The sequence below is a fragment of the Thauera linaloolentis 47Lol = DSM 12138 genome (genome assembly GCF_000310205.1).
GTDB lineage: Bacteria > Pseudomonadota > Gammaproteobacteria > Burkholderiales > Rhodocyclaceae > Thauera > Thauera linaloolentis.
The window spans coordinates 24475-41159 of sequence record NZ_AMXE01000029.1 but is presented as its reverse complement, the minus strand read 5'-3'; the positions used below and the strand labels follow the sequence as shown (position 1 = coordinate 41159).

The window sequence follows — 16685 nt, the reverse complement described above, 5'->3', positions numbered from 1 at the left end:
CCTGGACCGGCTCGGCGGCCGGGGCGGCGCCTGCGGCGGCCTTGGCCTCGGTGTCGATCTGCGCGATCAGTTCGCCCGAGGTGACGGTGTCACCATCGGCCTTGATGATCTTGACCAGCACGCCATCGGCCGGAGCCGGGGTTTCGAGCACGACCTTGTCGGTCTCGATGTCGATCAGGTTCTCGTCGCGCGAAACGGCGTCGCCTTCCTTCTTGTGCCACGAAACGAGCGTCGCTTCGGAAACCGATTCGGAAAGCTGCGGTACTTTGACTTCGATCAGCATGGAGTTCTCTCCCTGGTTGTTCTATCAGTTCGGGGACATCAGTTCGGGGACGTCGGCGTGGTGTCCTTGATCGGACCGAAAGCGTTCTCGATCACGGCCTTCTGCTGCTGGTTGTGCTTGGCATAGTAGCCTACCGCCGGCGACGCTGCGGCCGGACGGCTGACGAGCAGCAGCTTGCGCTTGGTGCCGAGCACGTTGACCAGATGCTGGCGCGAGGCGAGCCAGTACCACGCACCCTGGTTGCGCGGCTCTTCCTGGCACCAGACGATTTCCCTGGCGTTCGGGAACTGCTCGATCGCCTTGCCGAACTCCTCCGCCGGGAAGGGATACAACTGCTCGACACGCACCAGCGCGGTGTCGGTGATGTTGTTCTCGCGGCGATGGGCCAGCAGTTCGTAGTAGATCTTGCCCTGGCACAGCACCACGCGCTTGACCTTCTTCGGATCGAGGTTCTCGACTTCGGGGATCACCGTCTGGAAGCGGCCGTTGGCCAGTTCGTCGATCGACGAGATCGCTTCCTTGTGGCGCAGCAGCGACTTCGGCGTGATGATGATCAGCGGCTTGCGCAGGCGGCGGACCATCTGGCGGCGCAGCAGGTGGAAGATCTGCGCCGGCGTCGTCGGCACGACGATCTGCCAGTTGTTTTCGGCCGCCATGCTGATGAAGCGCTCCGGGCGCGCCGACGAGTGCTCCGGCCCCTGGCCTTCGTAGCCGTGCGGCAACATCATGACCAGGCCCGACAGGCGGCCCCACTTGGCCTCGCCCGAGCTGATGAACTGGTCGATGACGACCTGGGCGCCGTTCACGAAGTCGCCGAACTGGGCTTCCCACACCACGAGCTCATTGGGCTCGGTGGTGGCGTAGCCGTACTCGAACGCGAGCAGCGCCTCCTCGGACAACACGGAGTCGTAGCACTGGAATCGGGCCTGCCCTTCCTGGATGTGATCCAGCGGCTTGTAGGTGCCTTCGTCCCAGCGCTCCCGCTTCTGGTCGTGCAGCGCGGCATGGCGGTGGAAGAAGGTGCCGCGGTTGACGTCCTCGCCCGAGATGCGGACGCCGTAGCCCTGCGCCAGCAGGCTGGCATAGGCGAGGTTTTCGCCCATGCCCCAGTCGAGCGGCAGCTCGCCGCGCGCCATCGCGGCACGGTCGTCGATGATCTTCTTGACACGCGAATGCAGCGCGAAACCCTCGGGGATCGAGGTCAGGCGCTCGCCCAGGCGCTTGACTTCCTGCACCGGAATGGCGGTATCGGCTTCGTCGGTATAGGCCTGCTTCAGGAAGGGTGTCCAGTCCACCGCGAACTTGCGGCTGTGGCCGGACAGCACCGGGTTGTACAGCAGCTCGCCGCGGTCCAGGTGCTCGCGGTACTCGGCAATCATCTGTTCCGGTTCGTCGGCACCGATCGAGCCTTCGGCCACCAGGCGGTCCGCATAGAGCTTGCGCGTGCCCGGATGCTTCTGGATGTTGCGGTACATCAGCGGCTGCGTGACCATCGGCTCGTCCTGCTCGTTGTGGCCGAGCTTGCGGAAGCAGACGATGTCGACCACGACGTCCTTCTTGAACTCCTGGCGGAACTCGATCGCCAGCGCGGTCACGAAGGCAACGGCCTCCGGATCGTCGCCATTGACGTGGAAGATCGGCGCCTCGACCATCTTGAAGATGTCGGTGCAGTACAGCGAGGAGCGATAGTCGCGCGGATCGGAGGTGGTGAAACCGATCTGGTTGTTGATGACCAGGTGCATCGTCCCGCCCGTGCCGTAGCCGCGGGTCTGGGAGAAGTTCAGCATCTCCTGGTTGACGCCCTGGCCGGCGACGGCCGCGTCGCCGTGGATCAGCACCGGCAGCACTTCGCGCTTGTCGACGTCGTCGCGGCGCACCTGGCGCGCATAGACCGAGCCGGCGACCACCGGGTTGATGATCTCGAGGTGGGATGGGTTGAAGGCCAGCGTCAGGTGCATCGGGCCGCCCGGCGTCATGACGTCGCTGGAGAAGCCCATGTGGTACTTGACGTCGCCCGCGCTCAGGTCGGCCGCGGCCTTGCCCTCGAATTCCGAGAACAGCATCGACGGCGACTTGCCCAGGGTGTTGACCAGCACGTTGAGGCGGCCGCGGTGGGCCATGCCGATCACCGTTTCAGCGACGCCCAGGCTGCCGCCGACGCGGACGATCTCGTCCATCGCGACGATGGCACTCTCGCCGCCTTCGAGCGAGAAGCGCTTCTGGCCGACGTAGCGGGTATGCAGATAGCGTTCGAGCGTTTCGGCTGCGGTGGTCCGCTCGAGGATGCGCTTCTTCATCTCGACGGAGAACTTCGGCGTGCCGCGCACGCTTTCCAGACGGCTCTGGATCCAGCGTTTCTGCGCGATGTCGGAGATGTACATGTACTCCGACCCGATCGAGCTGCAATAGGTCTGGCGCAGGGCCTCGAGGATCTCGCGCAGGCTGGCGCGCTCGGTCGAGAAACCGTGGAAGGAGCCGACGTTGAAGCTCTTCGACAGGTCGGCCTCGGTGAAGCCGTAGTAGGACGGCTCGAGTTCGGCGATCTGCGGGCGCTCGGTGCGCTTGAGCGGATCGATGTTGGCCCAGCGGTTGCCGAGGAAGCGATAGGCGTTGATCAATTGCAGCACGGAAACCTGCTGCTTGTCCTCACCCTCGCCCGAGACGATGGTACGGACCGGGCCGCGCTTGGCCATCTGTTCGAAAGCCGCGATCACCGGGCCGTGCGCGACGTCGCGCGCCGCGGCCCCGGCCTGGCTTTGCAGCTGGTCGAAATAGTTGCGCCACTCGTCCGAGACCGAGCTGGGGTCGGCGAGGTAATTCTCGTACTGCTCTTCGATGAACGGCGCGTTCGAGCCGAACAAGTGCGAAGTTTGTTCGAGTTGCTTCATCATGATGAAAGCCACCTGTGTTTTCTGTTGCGCTGCTTGCAGGTAATGCGGTGATCGGAGAAATCCGGAATCGATTCCTGATGGAAAAACGGGATGAACGCGCACGCGCGATCACCCCGCTTTGTCAGACTCGGCGATGTCTCCCTCCCCTCTCCATCGTCTCTTACGGACGCTGTGCGATCGCCGGAACGTCGCGTCGCGCCGTGCCAGTGTAGAGCTGGCGCGGGCGGCCGATCTTGTATTCCGGATCGGTGATCATTTCTTCCCACTGGGTGATCCAGCCCACCGTTCGCGCCAGCGCGAAGATGCAAGTGAACATGGAGGTCGGAATGCCCAGCGCCTTCTGCACGATGCCCGAATAGAAGTCGACGTTCGGATAGAGCTTCTTCTCGACGAAGTATTCGTCTTCCAGCGCGATCTTCTCGAGTTCCATCGCGAGCTTGAACAGGCGGTCGTTCTCCAGCCCCAGCTCGCCGAGGACGTCGTAGCAGACCTTGCGCATCAGCTTGGCGCGCGGGTCGAAGTTCTTGTACACGCGGTGGCCGAAGCCCATCAGCTTGAAACTGTCGTTCTTGTCCTTGGCGCGGGCGATGTATTCGCCGACGCGCGACACGTCGCCGATCTCTTCCAGCATGTTCAGGCACGCTTCGTTGGCGCCGCCGTGCGCCGGGCCCCACAGGCAGGCGATGCCGGCCGAGATGCATGCGAACGGATTGGCACCGGACGAGCCAGCAAGGCGCACGGTGGAGGTCGACGCATTCTGCTCGTGGTCGGCATGCAGCGTAAAGATGACGTCGAGTGCCCGCACCAGCACCGGGTTCGGCTCATAGCGCTCGCACGGCGTGCCGAACATCATGTGCATGAAGTTGGCGGTGTAGTCGAGGTCGTTGCGCGGGTACATGAAGGGCTCGCCCTTGTTGTACTTGTAGGCCATCGCGACGATCGTCGGCAGCTTGGCGATCAGGCGGTTGATCGAGATGCTGCGGTGCTCGGCGTCGGAGAAATCCAGCGCCTCGTGATAGAAGGCCGACAGCGCGCCGACGACGCCCACCATGACCGCCATCGGATGCGCGTCGCGGCGGAAGCCCGAGTAGAACTTCGTCATCTGATCGTGCAGCATGGTGTGCCGCTTGATCGTGGTCTCGAAGTCCCCTTTCTGCGTGGCATTCGGCAGTTCGCCGTTCTTCAGCAGATAGGCCACTTCGAGGAAGTTGCACTTGTCGGCCAGTTGCTCGATCGGATAGCCGCGATACAGCAGTTCGCCCTTGTCACCGTCGATGAAGGTGATGCTCGACTTGCAACTCGCAGTCGACAGGAAACCAGAATCGTAGGTGAACAGGCCTGTCTTGCCACCCAGCGTACGGATGTCGATGACATCCTGTCCATGGGTGCCGGTCATCACCGGGAATTCGACGGTCTTGCCATCGACGGTTAGCGTTGCAGTGCGTTCAGTGCTCATAGATCGTCCCTTCTACTAGCCGGTTTAACTGCTTGTCGTATCGTGATCGTATCTGCCGCATCAGCGCTGACGCAGCAGACCGACCATCTCTTTCCAGCGGTCTACCTCACATGCCTTGCTGCCATTGACAAACGCCCAGAGGTCGTAGTCATCACAACGCAGCAGATCATCCAGATCCGCCAACTGATCGTCGGTGAGACGATCGAAATGCCGCTCCAGGAAGCGCATAAACACCAGGTCGAGCTCGAGCAGGGCCCGACGACATTGCCAGCGGACACGCCCCCTGTTGATGCTCATGTATCTGCCTCGTCCTTATACTGCGCGGCGAACCATCATATCCTTGATCTTGCCGATCGCGCGGGTCGGGTTGAGACCCTTCGGACAGACGTCGACACAGTTCATGATGGTGTGGCAGCGGAACAGGCGGTACGGGTCCTCGAGGTTGTCGAGGCGAGCATTGGTGTCCTGGTCGCGCGTGTCGGCCAGGAAGCGGTAAGCGGCGAGCAGGCCGGCGGGGCCGACGAACTTGTCCGGGTTCCACCAGAACGACGGGCACGAAGTCGAGCAGCAGGCGCACAGGATGCACTCGTACAGGCCGTTGAGTTCCTCGCGGTCGTCCGGCGACTGCAGGCGCTCGCGCTCCGGCGCCGGGTCGTTGTTGACCAGGTAGGGCTTGATCGAGTGGTACTGCTTGAAGAACTGCGTCATGTCGACGATCAGGTCGCGGATCACCGGCAGGCCGGGCAGCGGACGCAGGGTGATCGGCTGCTGCAGGCCATCGACGTCGGTCAGGCAGGCCAGGCCGTTCTTGCCGTTAATGTTCATCGCGTCCGAGCCGCACACGCCCTCGCGGCAGGAGCGGCGGAACGACAAGGTGTCGTCCTTGGTCTTGAGGCGGACGATAGCGTCCAGCAGCTTCTTGTCGGACGCTTCCAGCTCGACCGAGATGTCCTGCATGTAGGGCTTCTCGTCCTTGTCCGGATCGTAGCGATAGATCTTGAAATGAACGGTACGCTTGCTCATGTTGTTTTTTCTCCCGCGCTCAGTAGGTGCGCTTGGCGAGCGCGATGGGTTCCACGTCGTCGGACAGCGGCTTCAGGTTCACCGGCTTGTAGTCGAGACGGTTGCCGTCGCGGTACCACAGGGTGTGCTTGAGCCAGTTCTTGTCGTCGCGGCCGTTGGGATTCTCCGCCGTGTCCGGCGCATCGTCGCGCACGTGGGCGCCACGCGACTCCTTGCGCGCCTCGGCCGAGATCATGGTCGCCTTGGCGACTTCGATCAGGTTGTCGAGTTCCAGCGCCTCGGTGCGCGCGGTGTTCCACACCTTGGACTTGTCGCTGATCTCGGTATGCAGCGACTGTTCGGCCACTTCGAGGATGCGGGCGGCGCCTTCGGACAGCAGGTCCTTGAAGCGGAACACGCCGGCATGCTTCTGCATGGTGCGCTGCATGGCCAGGCGCACTTCATGCACGTCGGTGCCGTTCTTCTGGTTTTCCAGGCGGGCCATGCGCGCCAGCGACACGTCGGCGGCATCGGCCGGCAACGGCTTCAGCGACAGGTTGCCGGCCTTGAAGTCCTCGACCACGCTCTCGCCCGCCGACTTGCCGAACACCAGCAGGTCGAGCAGCGAGTTGGTGCCCAGGCGGTTGGCGCCGTGCACCGACGCGCAGGCGCACTCGCCGGCGGCGTAGAAACCGACCACCGGGGTGTTCGGATTGCCGTCCTTCGGCACGATGACCTGGCCCTTGTAGTTGGTCGGAATGCCGCCCATCTGGTAGTGGCAGGTCGGCACGACCGGGATCGGCGCCTTGATCGGGTCGATCCCGGCAAACTGGATCGAGATCTCGCGGATACCCGGCAGGCGCTTCATGATGTTCTCGGGCGCCAGGTGGGTGATGTCGAGCAGCACGTGATCCTTGTCGGGACCGCAGCCGCGGCCTTCGTTGATCTCGGTGACCATCGAGCGCGACACCACGTCGCGCGAGGCCAGATCCTTCAGGTTGGGCGCATAGCGCTCCATGAAGCGCTCGCCGCTGCTGTTGCGCAGGATGCCGCCTTCGCCGCGCACGCCTTCGGTGATCAGCACGCCCGCGCCGGCCACGCCGGTGGGGTGGAACTGCCAGAACTCCATATCTTCGAGCGGGATGCCGGCGCGCGCCGCCATGCCCAGGCCATCGCCGGTGTTGATGAAGGCGTTGGTGGAACTGTAGTAGATGCGGCCCGCACCGCCGGTGGCGAAGATCGTCGCCTTAGCGTGGAAGATGGAGACCTCGCCGGTTTCCATCTCGATCGCGGTAACGCCGAGCACGTCGCCTTCGCTGTTGCGGATCAGGTCGAGCGCATTCCACTCGACGAAGAACTGGGTGTTGGCGCGCACATTGCGCTGGTACAGCGCGTGCAGCATGGCGTGGCCGGTACGGTCGGCGGCTGCACAGGAACGCATCACCGGCGCCTGGCCATAGTTCATGGAATGGCCGCCGAACGGGCGCTGGTAGATCTTGCCGTTGTCGGTACGGTCGAAGGGCATGCCGTAGTGTTCGAGCTCGACGACGACCTCGTTGGCCTTCTTCACCATGAATTCGATGGCATCCTGGTCGCCCAGCCAGTCCGAACCCTTCACGGTGTCGTACATGTGCCAGTGCCAGTTGTCTTCGGTGGTATTGCCCAGCGAGGCGGCCACGCCACCCTGCGCCGCCACCGTGTGCGAACGCGTCGGGAAGACCTTGGTCAGCACGGCGGTCTTGAGGCCGGCTTCGGACAATTGCAGAGCTGCGCGCAGGCCGGCGCCACCCGCGCCGACGATGACTGCATCAAAGGTACGCTTAGCGACGTTCACGCTTACAGCCTCCAAAGAATCTGGGCAGCCCAGCCGGCGTAGCCGATGAGCAGGAAGAGAGTGACGAGGTGCAGCGCAAGGCGCACACCCGTCGGCTTAACGTAGTCCATCCAGATGTCGCGCACGCCGATCCAGGCGTGATAGAACAGCGACAGGAAGAACAGGAAGCTCAGGAAGCGGAACAGGCCCGCGGAGAACAGGCCGCTCCACGCTTCATAGCTGAACTCGGGCAGCGTCAGCGCACAGACCGCGAAGAGAATCGTGTAGATGGCCATGAAGACCGCAGTCGCACGCTGCGCGATCCAGTCCTTCAGACCGTAATGCGCTCCGACAGGTTGGCGCCTCACCATAGTTTCACCCCGATGATCACGGTGAGCGCGATGCTCACGACCAGAACGATGCGCGACGAATTGCGCGCGGCTTGCAGATCCGTTCCCTTGTGCATGTCGAGCAGCAGGAAACGGATGCCGGCACAGAAGTGGTGCATGTAGGCCCACAGCAGCCCCAGCAGCAGCAACTTGGCCAGAGGATGCCCGACCACCGCGCTGAAGGTTTCGAACGACTCGGGCGAGCCGAGACTGCGGTCGAGCAGGAACAGCAGGAAAGGCAGCAGCAGGAACAGCCCCCCGCCACTGACCCGATGAAGGATCGAAACGATTGCCGGGATCGGCATCCTGATCTGATTAATGGCCAGATGCTTAGGCCTTGGCTTGCGTACAGTCACTTCTGACATGAAGACTCCCCTCTACATGCACGACGAAAGGTCCGTCGCCGACTTCGAAAATACGTACACCGTTATACGTAATCAGTAATTATAGCGCCGTCACCCAGCACATCATTACGTCAATTCAATTCATTCAGATAAAAGTGCTCCGCCGTCGAGTACAGCCCGCGCCGCCATTCGACGGGCCTGTCCCCATAGGTGTAGGTCACGCGTTCGACCGACAGCAGGGGCGTCCCCTCGGCGACTTTCAGCGCCTCGCTGGCATTGCGATCGGCCGCGACGGCGCGGATGCGCTCCTGCGCCCGGATCATGCGCAGCCCGAAACGGGTCTCGAACAGGCTGTACAGCGACCCGTTCCAGCCCTGCAGGACTTCGGACGTGAGCCCATGGAAGATCTCGCCCGACAGGTAGATTTCGTCGATCACCACCGGCCGGGTCGCGAACTTCAGCAGGCGGCGCACGATGATGATCGGCGCGCCCAGTTCGATTCCCAGCATGCGCGAGGCTTCCTGCCCGGCCTTGGCGCGCCAGCAGTCGAGCGGCACGCTCTGCGGATGAGACAGGTCGCCATCGATCGGCACCAGCCGCAGGAAGCGGAACAAGGCGCGCGGATCATTGTGCGAGGCGACGTAGGTACCCTTTCCCTGCTTGCGGACGAGCAGATTCTCGGCAGCCATTTCATCGATCGCCTTGCGAACCGTCCCCTGCGACACGCTGAATCGCGCCGCAAGCTCCTGCTCGCTCGGAATCGCCTGGCCAGGCCGCCACTCGCCGGATTCGAGCGCCTGAAGGATCAGGGCCTTGATCTGGCGATACAGAGGGCTGAAGGTGGGTGCTTCCCGTGACATGCGCGCATTTGAGCATAAAAAAAATGAGTCGTCTATGCCTTGTCTTATATCTTATATAAGACATAAGTCATGATTTGACAGCCCCGGCATTTCTACTTAGTATTTCCGCGCCCCTGATGCATGCGGTGCGAATGTTCCGGCACGATGCGCCAAACGTCATCGCCACATGCCGCCGAGGCACGAATTCTCGATAACGCCATCACAGACCGTCTTCTTTATAGAGGGAGTATTCACATGAGCAAAGCCCCCATGCGCGTTGCAGTCACCGGCGCCGCCGGCCAGATCGGCTACAGCCTGCTGTTCCGCATCGCCAGCGGTGAAATGCTGGGCAAGGACCAGCCCGTGATCCTGCAGCTGCTCGACCTGCCCCAGGCCCAGAAGGCCGTGAAGGGTGTGATGATGGAGCTGGAAGACTGCGCCTTCCCGCTGCTGGCCGGCATGGTCGCTACCGACGATCCGAACGTCGCCTTCAAGGATGCCGACGTCTGCCTGCTGGTCGGCGCCCGTCCGCGCGGCCCCGGCATGGAGCGCGCCGATCTGCTGACCGCCAATGGCGCGATCTTCACCGTGCAGGGCAAGGCCATCGCCGAGAACGCCAAGGAAGACGTGCGCGTGCTGGTCGTCGGCAACCCCTGCAACACCAACGCCTACATCGCCCGCGCCGCCGCCATCAAGGTCGGCCGCACCAACCCGAACAACTACCACGGCATGCTGCGCCTGGACCACAACCGCGCGCTGTCGCAACTGGCCGCCAAGTCGGGACGCGCTGTTTCGTCGCTGAAGAAGATGGTCGTGTGGGGCAACCACTCGCCGTCGATGTACGCCGACTACCGCTTCTGCGAATCGAACGGCGACAGCGTCAAGGCGCTGGTCAACGACCACGCCTGGAACAACGACGTGTTCCTGCCCACGGTCGGCAAGCGCGGCGCCGCCATCATCGAGGCCCGTGGCCTGTCGTCGGCCGCTTCCGCCGCCAACGCCGCCATCGACCACGTGCGCGACTGGGTGCTGGGCTCGGACGACTGGGTCACCATGGGCGTTCCGTCGGACGGCTCCTACGGCATCCCCGAAGGCATCGTGTTCGGCTTCCCCTGCGAATCCAAGAACGGTCAGTTCAAGATCATCCAGGGCCTGGAAATCGACGAGTACTCGCGCGGCAAGATCAACGCCACCCTGAAGGAACTCGAAGACGAGCGCGCCGCCGTCGCCGACATGCTGAAGTAAGCTCCGCATCCGTGGCGTAAAGCCGCGCCTGCACCAGGCCACGGGGTAGAATCCGTGGCCTTTTTTCATCATTGGCCGCCTTCGAGGAGAACCCGCATGCACCTGCATCCAGCCGATGTCCTGTTCGCCGGCGAAAAGCCCTTCCCCGCCCTGCCCGCGGTCGACCACTACGCCGGCGCCGAGAAGCTGATGCTCAAGGCGCTCAAGCTGCAGCAGGAGCTCGGCCCGGTGTTCGACATCACCTGCGACTGCGAGGACGGCGCACGCGCCGGCGCCGAAGCCGAACATGCGCGCATGGTGGTGGATATCGTGAACGGCCCCGAGAACCACTTCGGCCGTGTCGGCGCGCGCATCCACGACATCACGCACCCGCACTGGAAGGAAGATCTCAACATTCTCGTGCGCGGCGCCGGCCGGCGGCTTGCCTTCATCACCCTGCCCAAGGTCCGCTCGGCGGCCGATGCCGCCGCCCAGATACGCGAACTGCGCCGTATCGAGGCCGCCTGTGGCGGCGAACATGCCCTGCCGGTGCACATCCTCATCGAAACCCATGGCGCGCTGCGCGAAGCCTGGGACATCGCCGCGCTCGACGGCGTCGAATCGCTCGATTTCGGCCTGATGGACTTCGTTTCCGGCCACCACGGCGCAATCCCGGGCAGCGCGATGAAGAGCCCGGGTCAGTTCGACCATCCCCTCGTCGCCCGCGCCAAGACCGAAATCTCCGCCGCCGCGCTCGCCAACGGCGTCGTGCCCTCGCACAACGTCACCACCGAGCTGCAGGACGTCGCCGTCATCCGCCATGACGCCGATCGCGCGCGCCGCGAGTTCGGCTATCTGCGTATGTGGAGCATCCATCCCAACCAGATCCTGCCGATCATCGCGGCGATGCAGCCCGACTTCTCCGAAGTCGAGGAAGCCGCGCAGATCCTGTCCGCCGCCCAGGATGCCGGCTGGGGACCGATCCAGCATGGCGGGCGCCTGCACGACCGCGCCTCCTACCGCTACTACTGGGAGCTGCTGCAGCGTGCGCGCAATACCGGCATGCAGCTTCCCGAGGAGGCGCGCGACCGCTTCTTCCAGCCCTGAGCGCATGACCTATGAGTGAGCACGGGGCCGAAGCCGTCTCTGCCGGCGTCGACGACAGCGGCCATGTCGAAGCCGGCACGCCGGCCTACCGGCGCGCGAACCTGGCGATGTTCGTCGGCGGATTCGCCACTTTCGCCATGCTCTACGGCACCCAGCCCATCCTGCCCATGCTGCGCGATGCCTTCACCATCAGCCCGGCCGCCGCCAGTCTGTCGGTGTCGGCCGGCACCGCCGCGCTCGCGCTGTTCCTGATTCCCGCGAGCGTGCTGTCGGACCGCATCGGCCGCATGCGCGTCATGAAGGCATCGCTCACGCTCGCCGCCCTGGTATCGCTCGCCTCCCCCTTCGTCACCGGCTTCGACCAGCTTCTTGCGCTGCGCGCCCTGCTCGGCGTGGCCCTGGCCGGCCTGCCCGCGGCGGCAATGGCCTATCTCGGAGAGGAAATCGCCGCCAGCGCGCAAGGCCGCGCCATGGGCCTCTACATCGCCGGCAACGCGCTCGGCGGCATGAGCGGACGCTTTCTGTCGGCGCTCGTGGCGGAATGGAGTTCGTGGCGCGTGGCGCTGGCCGTGCTCGGCGTGCTCGGTTGCATCGCCGCGGTGGTCTTCTGGCGCAGCCTGCCCGCGTCGCGCCATTTCACCGCACGCGCCGCCCACCCGGCAAGGATCCTGTCCGATGCCCGCAGCCTGCTGGCCGACAAGGCGATGCCCTGGCTCTTCCTCACCGCCTTCCTGCTGATGGGCGCCTTCATCGGCCTCTACAACTATCTCGGCTTCCGGCTCATGGAGGCCCCGTTCGGCCTGAGCCAGGCCACCATCGGCGCCATCTTCGGCCTCTACCTGATCGGCACCTGGGCTTCCGCCTGGGGCGGCCAGCTCGCCGACCGCCACGGCCGGCGCAACGTCCTGTGGATCATGGTCGGCGTGATGGCGGCCGGCCTGGCGATCACCGTGCTGCAGTCCCTGCCTGTGATCATCGGCGGCGTCGCGGTGTTCACCTTCGGCTTCTTCGCCGCCCACTCGGTGGCCAGCGGCTGGGTCGGGCGGCGGGCACACGAGCGGCGGGCACTGGCCGCGGCGCTGTACCTGACCAGCTACTACCTGGGCGCGAGCATCATCGGCACGGTATCGGGCCTCGCTTGGACGAGCGGAGGATGGAACGGTGTGGCCGCGGTCCTCGCCTGCTGCGTACTGGCGACCCTGCTGCTGGCTGGACTGCATTTGCGCCGGATGGTGCCCTCCGGCCGCGACTGAAGGCCGCAGCACGCCCCATCCGCGAGCCCCTCCGGGATGCCATCACGCACGCCCGCACCGGCGCTGCGATGCATTCCGCGGCGGCCGGCATGCGCAAGCAGTCCGCCCCGGGGAAACACGGCACCCGACGGCTTTGCTGGCATCATGGCACCCTGGATCAACCCGACAACCCTTGCCCCGGCAGCGCCCATGACCTCCTCCGAGACGCCAACACAAGACAAGCCAGGAACCCCGCTGTCGATCCTCGACCTCGCGCCCGTCACACTCGGCAGCACGCCCGGAGAGGCACTGCGCAACACGCGGGAACTCGCGCAGCTCGCCGACCACCTCGGCTACACGCGATACTGGCTCGCGGAACACCACAACATGGCCGGCATCGCCAGCGCCGCAACCGCGGTGGTCATCGGCCATGTGGCGGCGGCAACGCAGCGCATCCGCGTCGGCGCGGGCGGAATCATGCTGCCCAACCATGCGCCGCTGGTGATCGCCGAACAGTTCGGCACGCTCGAATCGCTGTTCCCCGGGCGTATCGATCTCGGCCTGGGCCGCGCGCCCGGCACGGACCCGCGCACCGCCCGCGCGCTGCGCCGGCACCTCGCGGGCAGCGACGAGAACTTTCCGCAGGACGTGCTGGAGCTGCAGTCCTACTTCGCGCCCGCCCAGCCCGGCCAGGCCGTGCAGGCGGTGCCTGGCGCCGGCCTGCGCGTGCCGCTGTGGCTGCTCGGCTCCAGCCTTTTCAGCGCCGAACTGGCCGCGCATCTGGGTCTGCCCTTTGCCTTCGCCTCGCACTTCGCGCCGCGCTTCCTGATGCGCGCGGTGGACCTGTACCGCAGCCGCTTCCGCCCCTCGGCGGCGCTCGAACGCCCCTACGTCATGGTCGGCGCCAACGCCATCGCCGCCGACACCGACGACGAAGCCCGGCTCCTGTTCAGTTCGCTGCGCAACCGCTTCGCCGGCATCGCCCGCGGCGATCGCGGCCTGCTGCAGCCGCCTGCGCTGGATGAGGAACAAGGCTGGACGCCGGCAGAACGACAGTACGCCGACGAAGCCACCGCCTGCTCGGCGGTCGGCAGCGCCGACACCGTGCGCCGCGGCCTGGAGCAACTGATTGCCGAAACCGGCGCCGACGAGTTGATCGTCACGGCCCAGATCTTCGATCACGCCGCCCGCTGCCGCTCCTTCGCAATCCTCGCCCAAGCCTGGGAGCTGGCACCAGCCTGAATCAGTGGGCAGCGAAGGCGCTGACAGAAGCGGCGCGCAGATAGCCTAACAACGCGCGGCTGCAGCCACCTGGCCTGGATCAGCGGCAGCCGGCTGCTTCGATCGACGGGACATCGCATGACAAGGCCCCCGCCGGCATGAAGCCGGACGGGGGCCTTGCGGTTGGCGAGCGGGCTCGCGCCCGCCCTGCTTGCTTGCCTTACACCTCGACGGTATCGGCCACCGCGCGGAATGCCTCGATCTGGTCGAAGTTCATGTAGCGGTAGATGTCGGTGGCCTTCTTGTTGACCACCTCGACCTGCGCCATGTACTCCTGCACCGTCGGGATCTTGCCCATCAGCGCGCACACCGCGGCCAGCTCGGCGGAACCCAGATACACGCGGGTGTCGATGCCGAGGCGGTTGGGGAAGTTGCGCGTCGAGGTCGACATCGCGGTGCTGCCCTTGCGGATCTGCGCCTGGTTGCCCATGCACAGCGAGCAGCCCGGCATTTCCATGCGCGCGCCGGAGCGGCCCAGGATGCCGTAGTAGCCTTCCTCGTTGAGGATCATCGCGTCCATCTTGGTCGGCGGCGCGATCCACAGGCGGGTCGGAATGTCGGACTTGCCGTCCAGCACCTTGCCCGCGGCACGGAAGTGGCCGATGTTGGTCATGCACGAGCCGATGAACACCTCGTCGATCGTGTCGCCGGCGACTTCGGACAGGAACTTGACGTCGTCCGGATCGTTCGGGCAGGCGACGATCGGCTCCTTGATGTCGGCCAGGTCGATGTCGATGACCGCGGCGTACTCGGCATCGTCGTCACCCTTGAGCAGTTCGCCGTTGGCGATCCAGTCTTCCATCGCCTTGATGCGGCGCTTGAGCGTGCGCGCATCCTCGTAGCCCTCGGCGATCATCCACTTCATCAGCGTGATGTTCGAGTTCATGTACTCGACGATCGGCGCCTTGTTCAGGTGCACCGTGCAGCCGGCGGCGGAACGCTCGGCCGAGGCGTCGGTGAGTTCGAAAGCCTGTTCCACCTTCAGGTCGGGCAGGCCTTCGATTTCGAGGATGCGGCCCGAGAAGACGTTCTTCTTGCCCTTCTTCTCGACCGTCAGCAGGCCCTGGCGGATCGCGTACAGCGGAATGGCGTTGACCAGGTCGCGCAGCGTGACGCCGGGCTGCAGCGTGCCCTTGAAGCGCACCAGCACCGATTCCGGCATGTCCAGCGGCATCACGCCGGTGGCGGCGGCAAACGCCACCAGGCCGGAGCCGGCCGGGAAGGAAATGCCGATCGGGAAGCGGGTGTGGCTGTCGCCGCCGGTGCCCACGGTGTCGGGCAGCAGCAGGCGGTTGAGCCAGGAGTGGATGACGCCGTCGCCCGGACGCAGGCTGACGCCGCCGCGCGTGCTGATGAAGCTCGGCAGTTCGCGGTGCGTCTTGACGTCGACCAGCTTCGGATAGGCGGCGGTGTGGCAGAAGGACTGCATCACCATGTCGGCGGAGAAGCCGAGGCAGGCGAGGTCCTTGAGTTCGTCGCGCGTCATCGGGCCGGTGGTGTCCTGCGAGCCGACGGTGGTCATCTTGGGTTCGCAGTAGGTGCCCGGACGGATGCCGTGGCCTTCCGGCAGACCGCAGGCGCGGCCGACCATCTTCTGCGCCAGCGAGAAGCCCTTGCCGCTGTCGGCCGGGTTCTGCGGCAGGCGGAACAGGGTCGAGGGCGGCAGGCCCAGCGCCTCGCGCGCCTTGGTGGTGAGGCCACGGCCGATGATCAGCGGGATGCGGCCGCCGGCGCGCACTTCGTCCAGGATCACCAGGGTCTTGAGCTGCGACTCGGCGATCACGGCACCGTTCTTCAGTGCGGTGACCTTGCCGGAGGCGGCATCGACCTTCAGTTCGATCTCGTCGCCCATGTCCATCTGGCCGGCGTCGATCTCGATCGGCAGCGCGCCGGCGTCTTCCATGGTGTTGAAGAAGATCGGCGCGATCTTGGAGCCCAGGCACACGCCGCCGAAGCGCTTGTTCGGCACGTAGGGGATGTCTTCGCCGGTGAACCACAGCACCGAGTTGGTGGCGGACTTGCGCGAGGAGCCGGTACCGACCACGTCGCCCACGTAGGCCACCAGGTTGCCCTTGGCCTTGAGGTCTTCGAGGAACTTCACCGGGCCGCGCACGCCGGCTTCTTCCGGTTCGATGCCCGGACGCGGGTTCTTCAGCATCGCCAGCGCATGCAGCGGGATGTCGGGGCGGGACCAAGCATCCGGCGCCGGCGACAGGTCGTCGGTGTTGGTTTCGCCGGTGACCTTGAACACGGTGAGCTTTTGCGAAGCGGGAACTTCCGGGCGGCTGGTGAACCACTCGGCGTCGGCCCAGGACTGCAGCACGGCCTTGGCGTTGGCGTTGCCCTTGTCGGCCAGTTCTTTGACGTCGTGGAAGTAGTCGAACATCAGCAGGGTCTTCTTCAGCCCCTCGGCGGCGACCGTGCCCACTTCGGCATCGGCCAGCAGATCGATCAGCGGCTTGATGTTGAAGCCACCCAGCATGGTGCCGAGCAATTCGGTGGCCTTGGCGCGCGACACCAGGTCACAGGCCTCTTCGCCCTTGGCGACCTTGGCCAGGAACGCGGCCTTGACCTTGGCTGCGTCGTCCACACCGGCCGGCACGCGATAGGTCAGCAGCTCGACGAGGAAGGCTTCCTCGCCGGCGGGGGGATTCTTCAGCAGCGCGACCAGATCGGTAACCTGCTGCTTGCTCAACGGCAGCGGCGGGATACCGAGGACGGCACGTTCGGCGACATGGGCACGGTAGGCTTCAAGCACGGTGATTTCCTCACTTTTCGTGGCAGTGATCAGGGCTCCGCCGGGGATCGCCCGTACGGATCGGGG

Annotated in this window: 14 protein-coding genes; 4 read left to right on the top strand and 10 right to left on the bottom strand. The window is 65.0% G+C overall.

Annotated elements, in window-relative coordinates:
• The 9 genes from C666_RS09595 to C666_RS09555 all read right to left on the bottom strand — a co-directional run.
• A partial coding sequence (locus tag C666_RS09595; RefSeq protein ID WP_004337575.1) for a biotin/lipoyl-containing protein occupies nt 1-283 on the bottom strand: 283 nt, incomplete at its 3' end.
• Nucleotides 284-321: 38 nt separating this feature from the next.
• A complete protein-coding gene (locus C666_RS09590; RefSeq protein WP_028792070.1) occupies nt 322-3174 on the bottom strand; it encodes a 2-oxoglutarate dehydrogenase E1 component in 2853 nt (950 codons plus the stop codon).
• A 160-nt stretch (nt 3175-3334) separates the two neighbouring features.
• The gene (gene gltA / locus C666_RS09585) at nt 3335-4630 is read right to left on the bottom strand and encodes a citrate synthase (RefSeq protein WP_004337571.1); all 1296 of its coding nucleotides are present in this window, start codon (nt 4628-4630) and stop codon (nt 3335-3337) included.
• A 60-nt stretch (nt 4631-4690) separates the two neighbouring features.
• Complete coding sequence (locus tag C666_RS09580) at nt 4691-4927, bottom strand: succinate dehydrogenase assembly factor 2 (protein ID WP_004337569.1); 237 nt, start codon at nt 4925-4927, stop codon at nt 4691-4693.
• Nucleotides 4928-4942: 15 nt separating this feature from the next.
• Nucleotides 4943-5653: a succinate dehydrogenase iron-sulfur subunit gene (locus C666_RS09575; protein WP_004337567.1), complete on the bottom strand. Its 711-nt coding sequence runs from the start codon at nt 5651-5653 to the stop codon at nt 4943-4945.
• Between the two features lie 19 nt (nt 5654-5672).
• A complete protein-coding gene (sdhA, locus tag C666_RS09570) occupies nt 5673-7466 on the bottom strand; it encodes a succinate dehydrogenase flavoprotein subunit (RefSeq protein ID WP_004337565.1) in 1794 nt (597 codons plus the stop codon).
• Nucleotides 7467-7468: 2 nt separating this feature from the next.
• Nucleotides 7469-7816 (bottom strand): succinate dehydrogenase, hydrophobic membrane anchor protein, encoded by a 348-nt coding sequence (gene sdhD, locus C666_RS09565; protein ID WP_004337563.1) that lies wholly within the window; start codon nt 7814-7816, stop codon nt 7469-7471.
• Nucleotides 7810-8199, bottom strand: coding sequence for a succinate dehydrogenase, cytochrome b556 subunit (gene sdhC / locus C666_RS09560; protein ID WP_028792069.1), 390 nt, complete (start codon nt 8197-8199; stop codon nt 7810-7812). Before sdhC ends, sdhD begins: the two co-directional genes overlap by 7 nt.
• Nucleotides 8200-8309: 110 nt before the next feature.
• A complete protein-coding gene (locus C666_RS09555; protein ID WP_004337559.1) occupies nt 8310-9038 on the bottom strand; it encodes a GntR family transcriptional regulator in 729 nt (242 codons plus the stop codon).
• Nucleotides 9039-9272: 234 nt separating this feature from the next.
• On the opposite strand from C666_RS09555, the gene C666_RS09550 reads away from it, so the two are divergent.
• The 4 genes from C666_RS09550 to C666_RS09535 all read left to right on the top strand — a co-directional run bounded on the left by C666_RS09550 (nt 9273) and on the right by C666_RS09535 (nt 13822).
• A complete protein-coding gene (locus tag C666_RS09550) occupies nt 9273-10262 on the top strand; it encodes a malate dehydrogenase (RefSeq protein ID WP_004337557.1) in 990 nt (329 codons plus the stop codon).
• Between the two features lie 96 nt (nt 10263-10358).
• Nucleotides 10359-11348 (top strand): HpcH/HpaI aldolase/citrate lyase family protein, encoded by a 990-nt coding sequence (locus C666_RS09545; RefSeq protein WP_004337555.1) that lies wholly within the window; start codon nt 10359-10361, stop codon nt 11346-11348.
• An 11-nt stretch (nt 11349-11359) separates the two neighbouring features.
• A complete protein-coding gene (locus C666_RS09540) occupies nt 11360-12601 on the top strand; it encodes an MFS transporter (RefSeq protein ID WP_004337553.1) in 1242 nt (413 codons plus the stop codon).
• Nucleotides 12602-12790: 189 nt separating this feature from the next.
• On the top strand, nt 12791-13822 hold the full coding sequence (locus tag C666_RS09535) for an LLM class flavin-dependent oxidoreductase (RefSeq protein WP_004337551.1): 1032 nt from the start codon (nt 12791-12793) through the stop codon (nt 13820-13822).
• 199 nt (nt 13823-14021) lie between these two features.
• Here the strand turns inward: C666_RS09535 and acnB are convergent, their stop codons facing one another.
• Nucleotides 14022-16619, bottom strand: coding sequence for a bifunctional aconitate hydratase 2/2-methylisocitrate dehydratase (acnB, locus tag C666_RS09530; protein WP_004337549.1), 2598 nt, complete (start codon nt 16617-16619; stop codon nt 14022-14024).
• Nucleotides 16620-16685: the final 66 nt, after the last annotated feature.

Coding starts and splice junctions, on each gene's coding strand:
- C666_RS09580 (WP_004337569.1), bottom strand. CDS start 4,927: ATGAGCATCAACAGGGGGCGTGTCCGCTGGCAATGTCGTCGGGCCCTG.
- C666_RS09535 (WP_004337551.1), top strand. CDS start 12,791: ATGACCTCCTCCGAGACGCCAACACAAGACAAGCCAGGAACCCCGCTG.
- C666_RS09550 (WP_004337557.1), top strand. CDS start 9,273: ATGAGCAAAGCCCCCATGCGCGTTGCAGTCACCGGCGCCGCCGGCCAG.
- gltA (WP_004337571.1), bottom strand. CDS start 4,630: ATGAGCACTGAACGCACTGCAACGCTAACCGTCGATGGCAAGACCGTC.
- C666_RS09540 (WP_004337553.1), top strand. CDS start 11,360: ATGAGTGAGCACGGGGCCGAAGCCGTCTCTGCCGGCGTCGACGACAGC.
- sdhD (WP_004337563.1), bottom strand. CDS start 7,816: ATGGTGAGGCGCCAACCTGTCGGAGCGCATTACGGTCTGAAGGACTGG.
- C666_RS09545 (WP_004337555.1), top strand. CDS start 10,359: ATGCACCTGCATCCAGCCGATGTCCTGTTCGCCGGCGAAAAGCCCTTC.
- C666_RS09575 (WP_004337567.1), bottom strand. CDS start 5,653: ATGAGCAAGCGTACCGTTCATTTCAAGATCTATCGCTACGATCCGGAC.
- C666_RS09555 (WP_004337559.1), bottom strand. CDS start 9,038: ATGTCACGGGAAGCACCCACCTTCAGCCCTCTGTATCGCCAGATCAAG.
- sdhC (WP_028792069.1), bottom strand. CDS start 8,199: ATGTCAGAAGTGACTGTACGCAAGCCAAGGCCTAAGCATCTGGCCATT.
- C666_RS09590 (WP_028792070.1), bottom strand. CDS start 3,174: ATGATGAAGCAACTCGAACAAACTTCGCACTTGTTCGGCTCGAACGCG.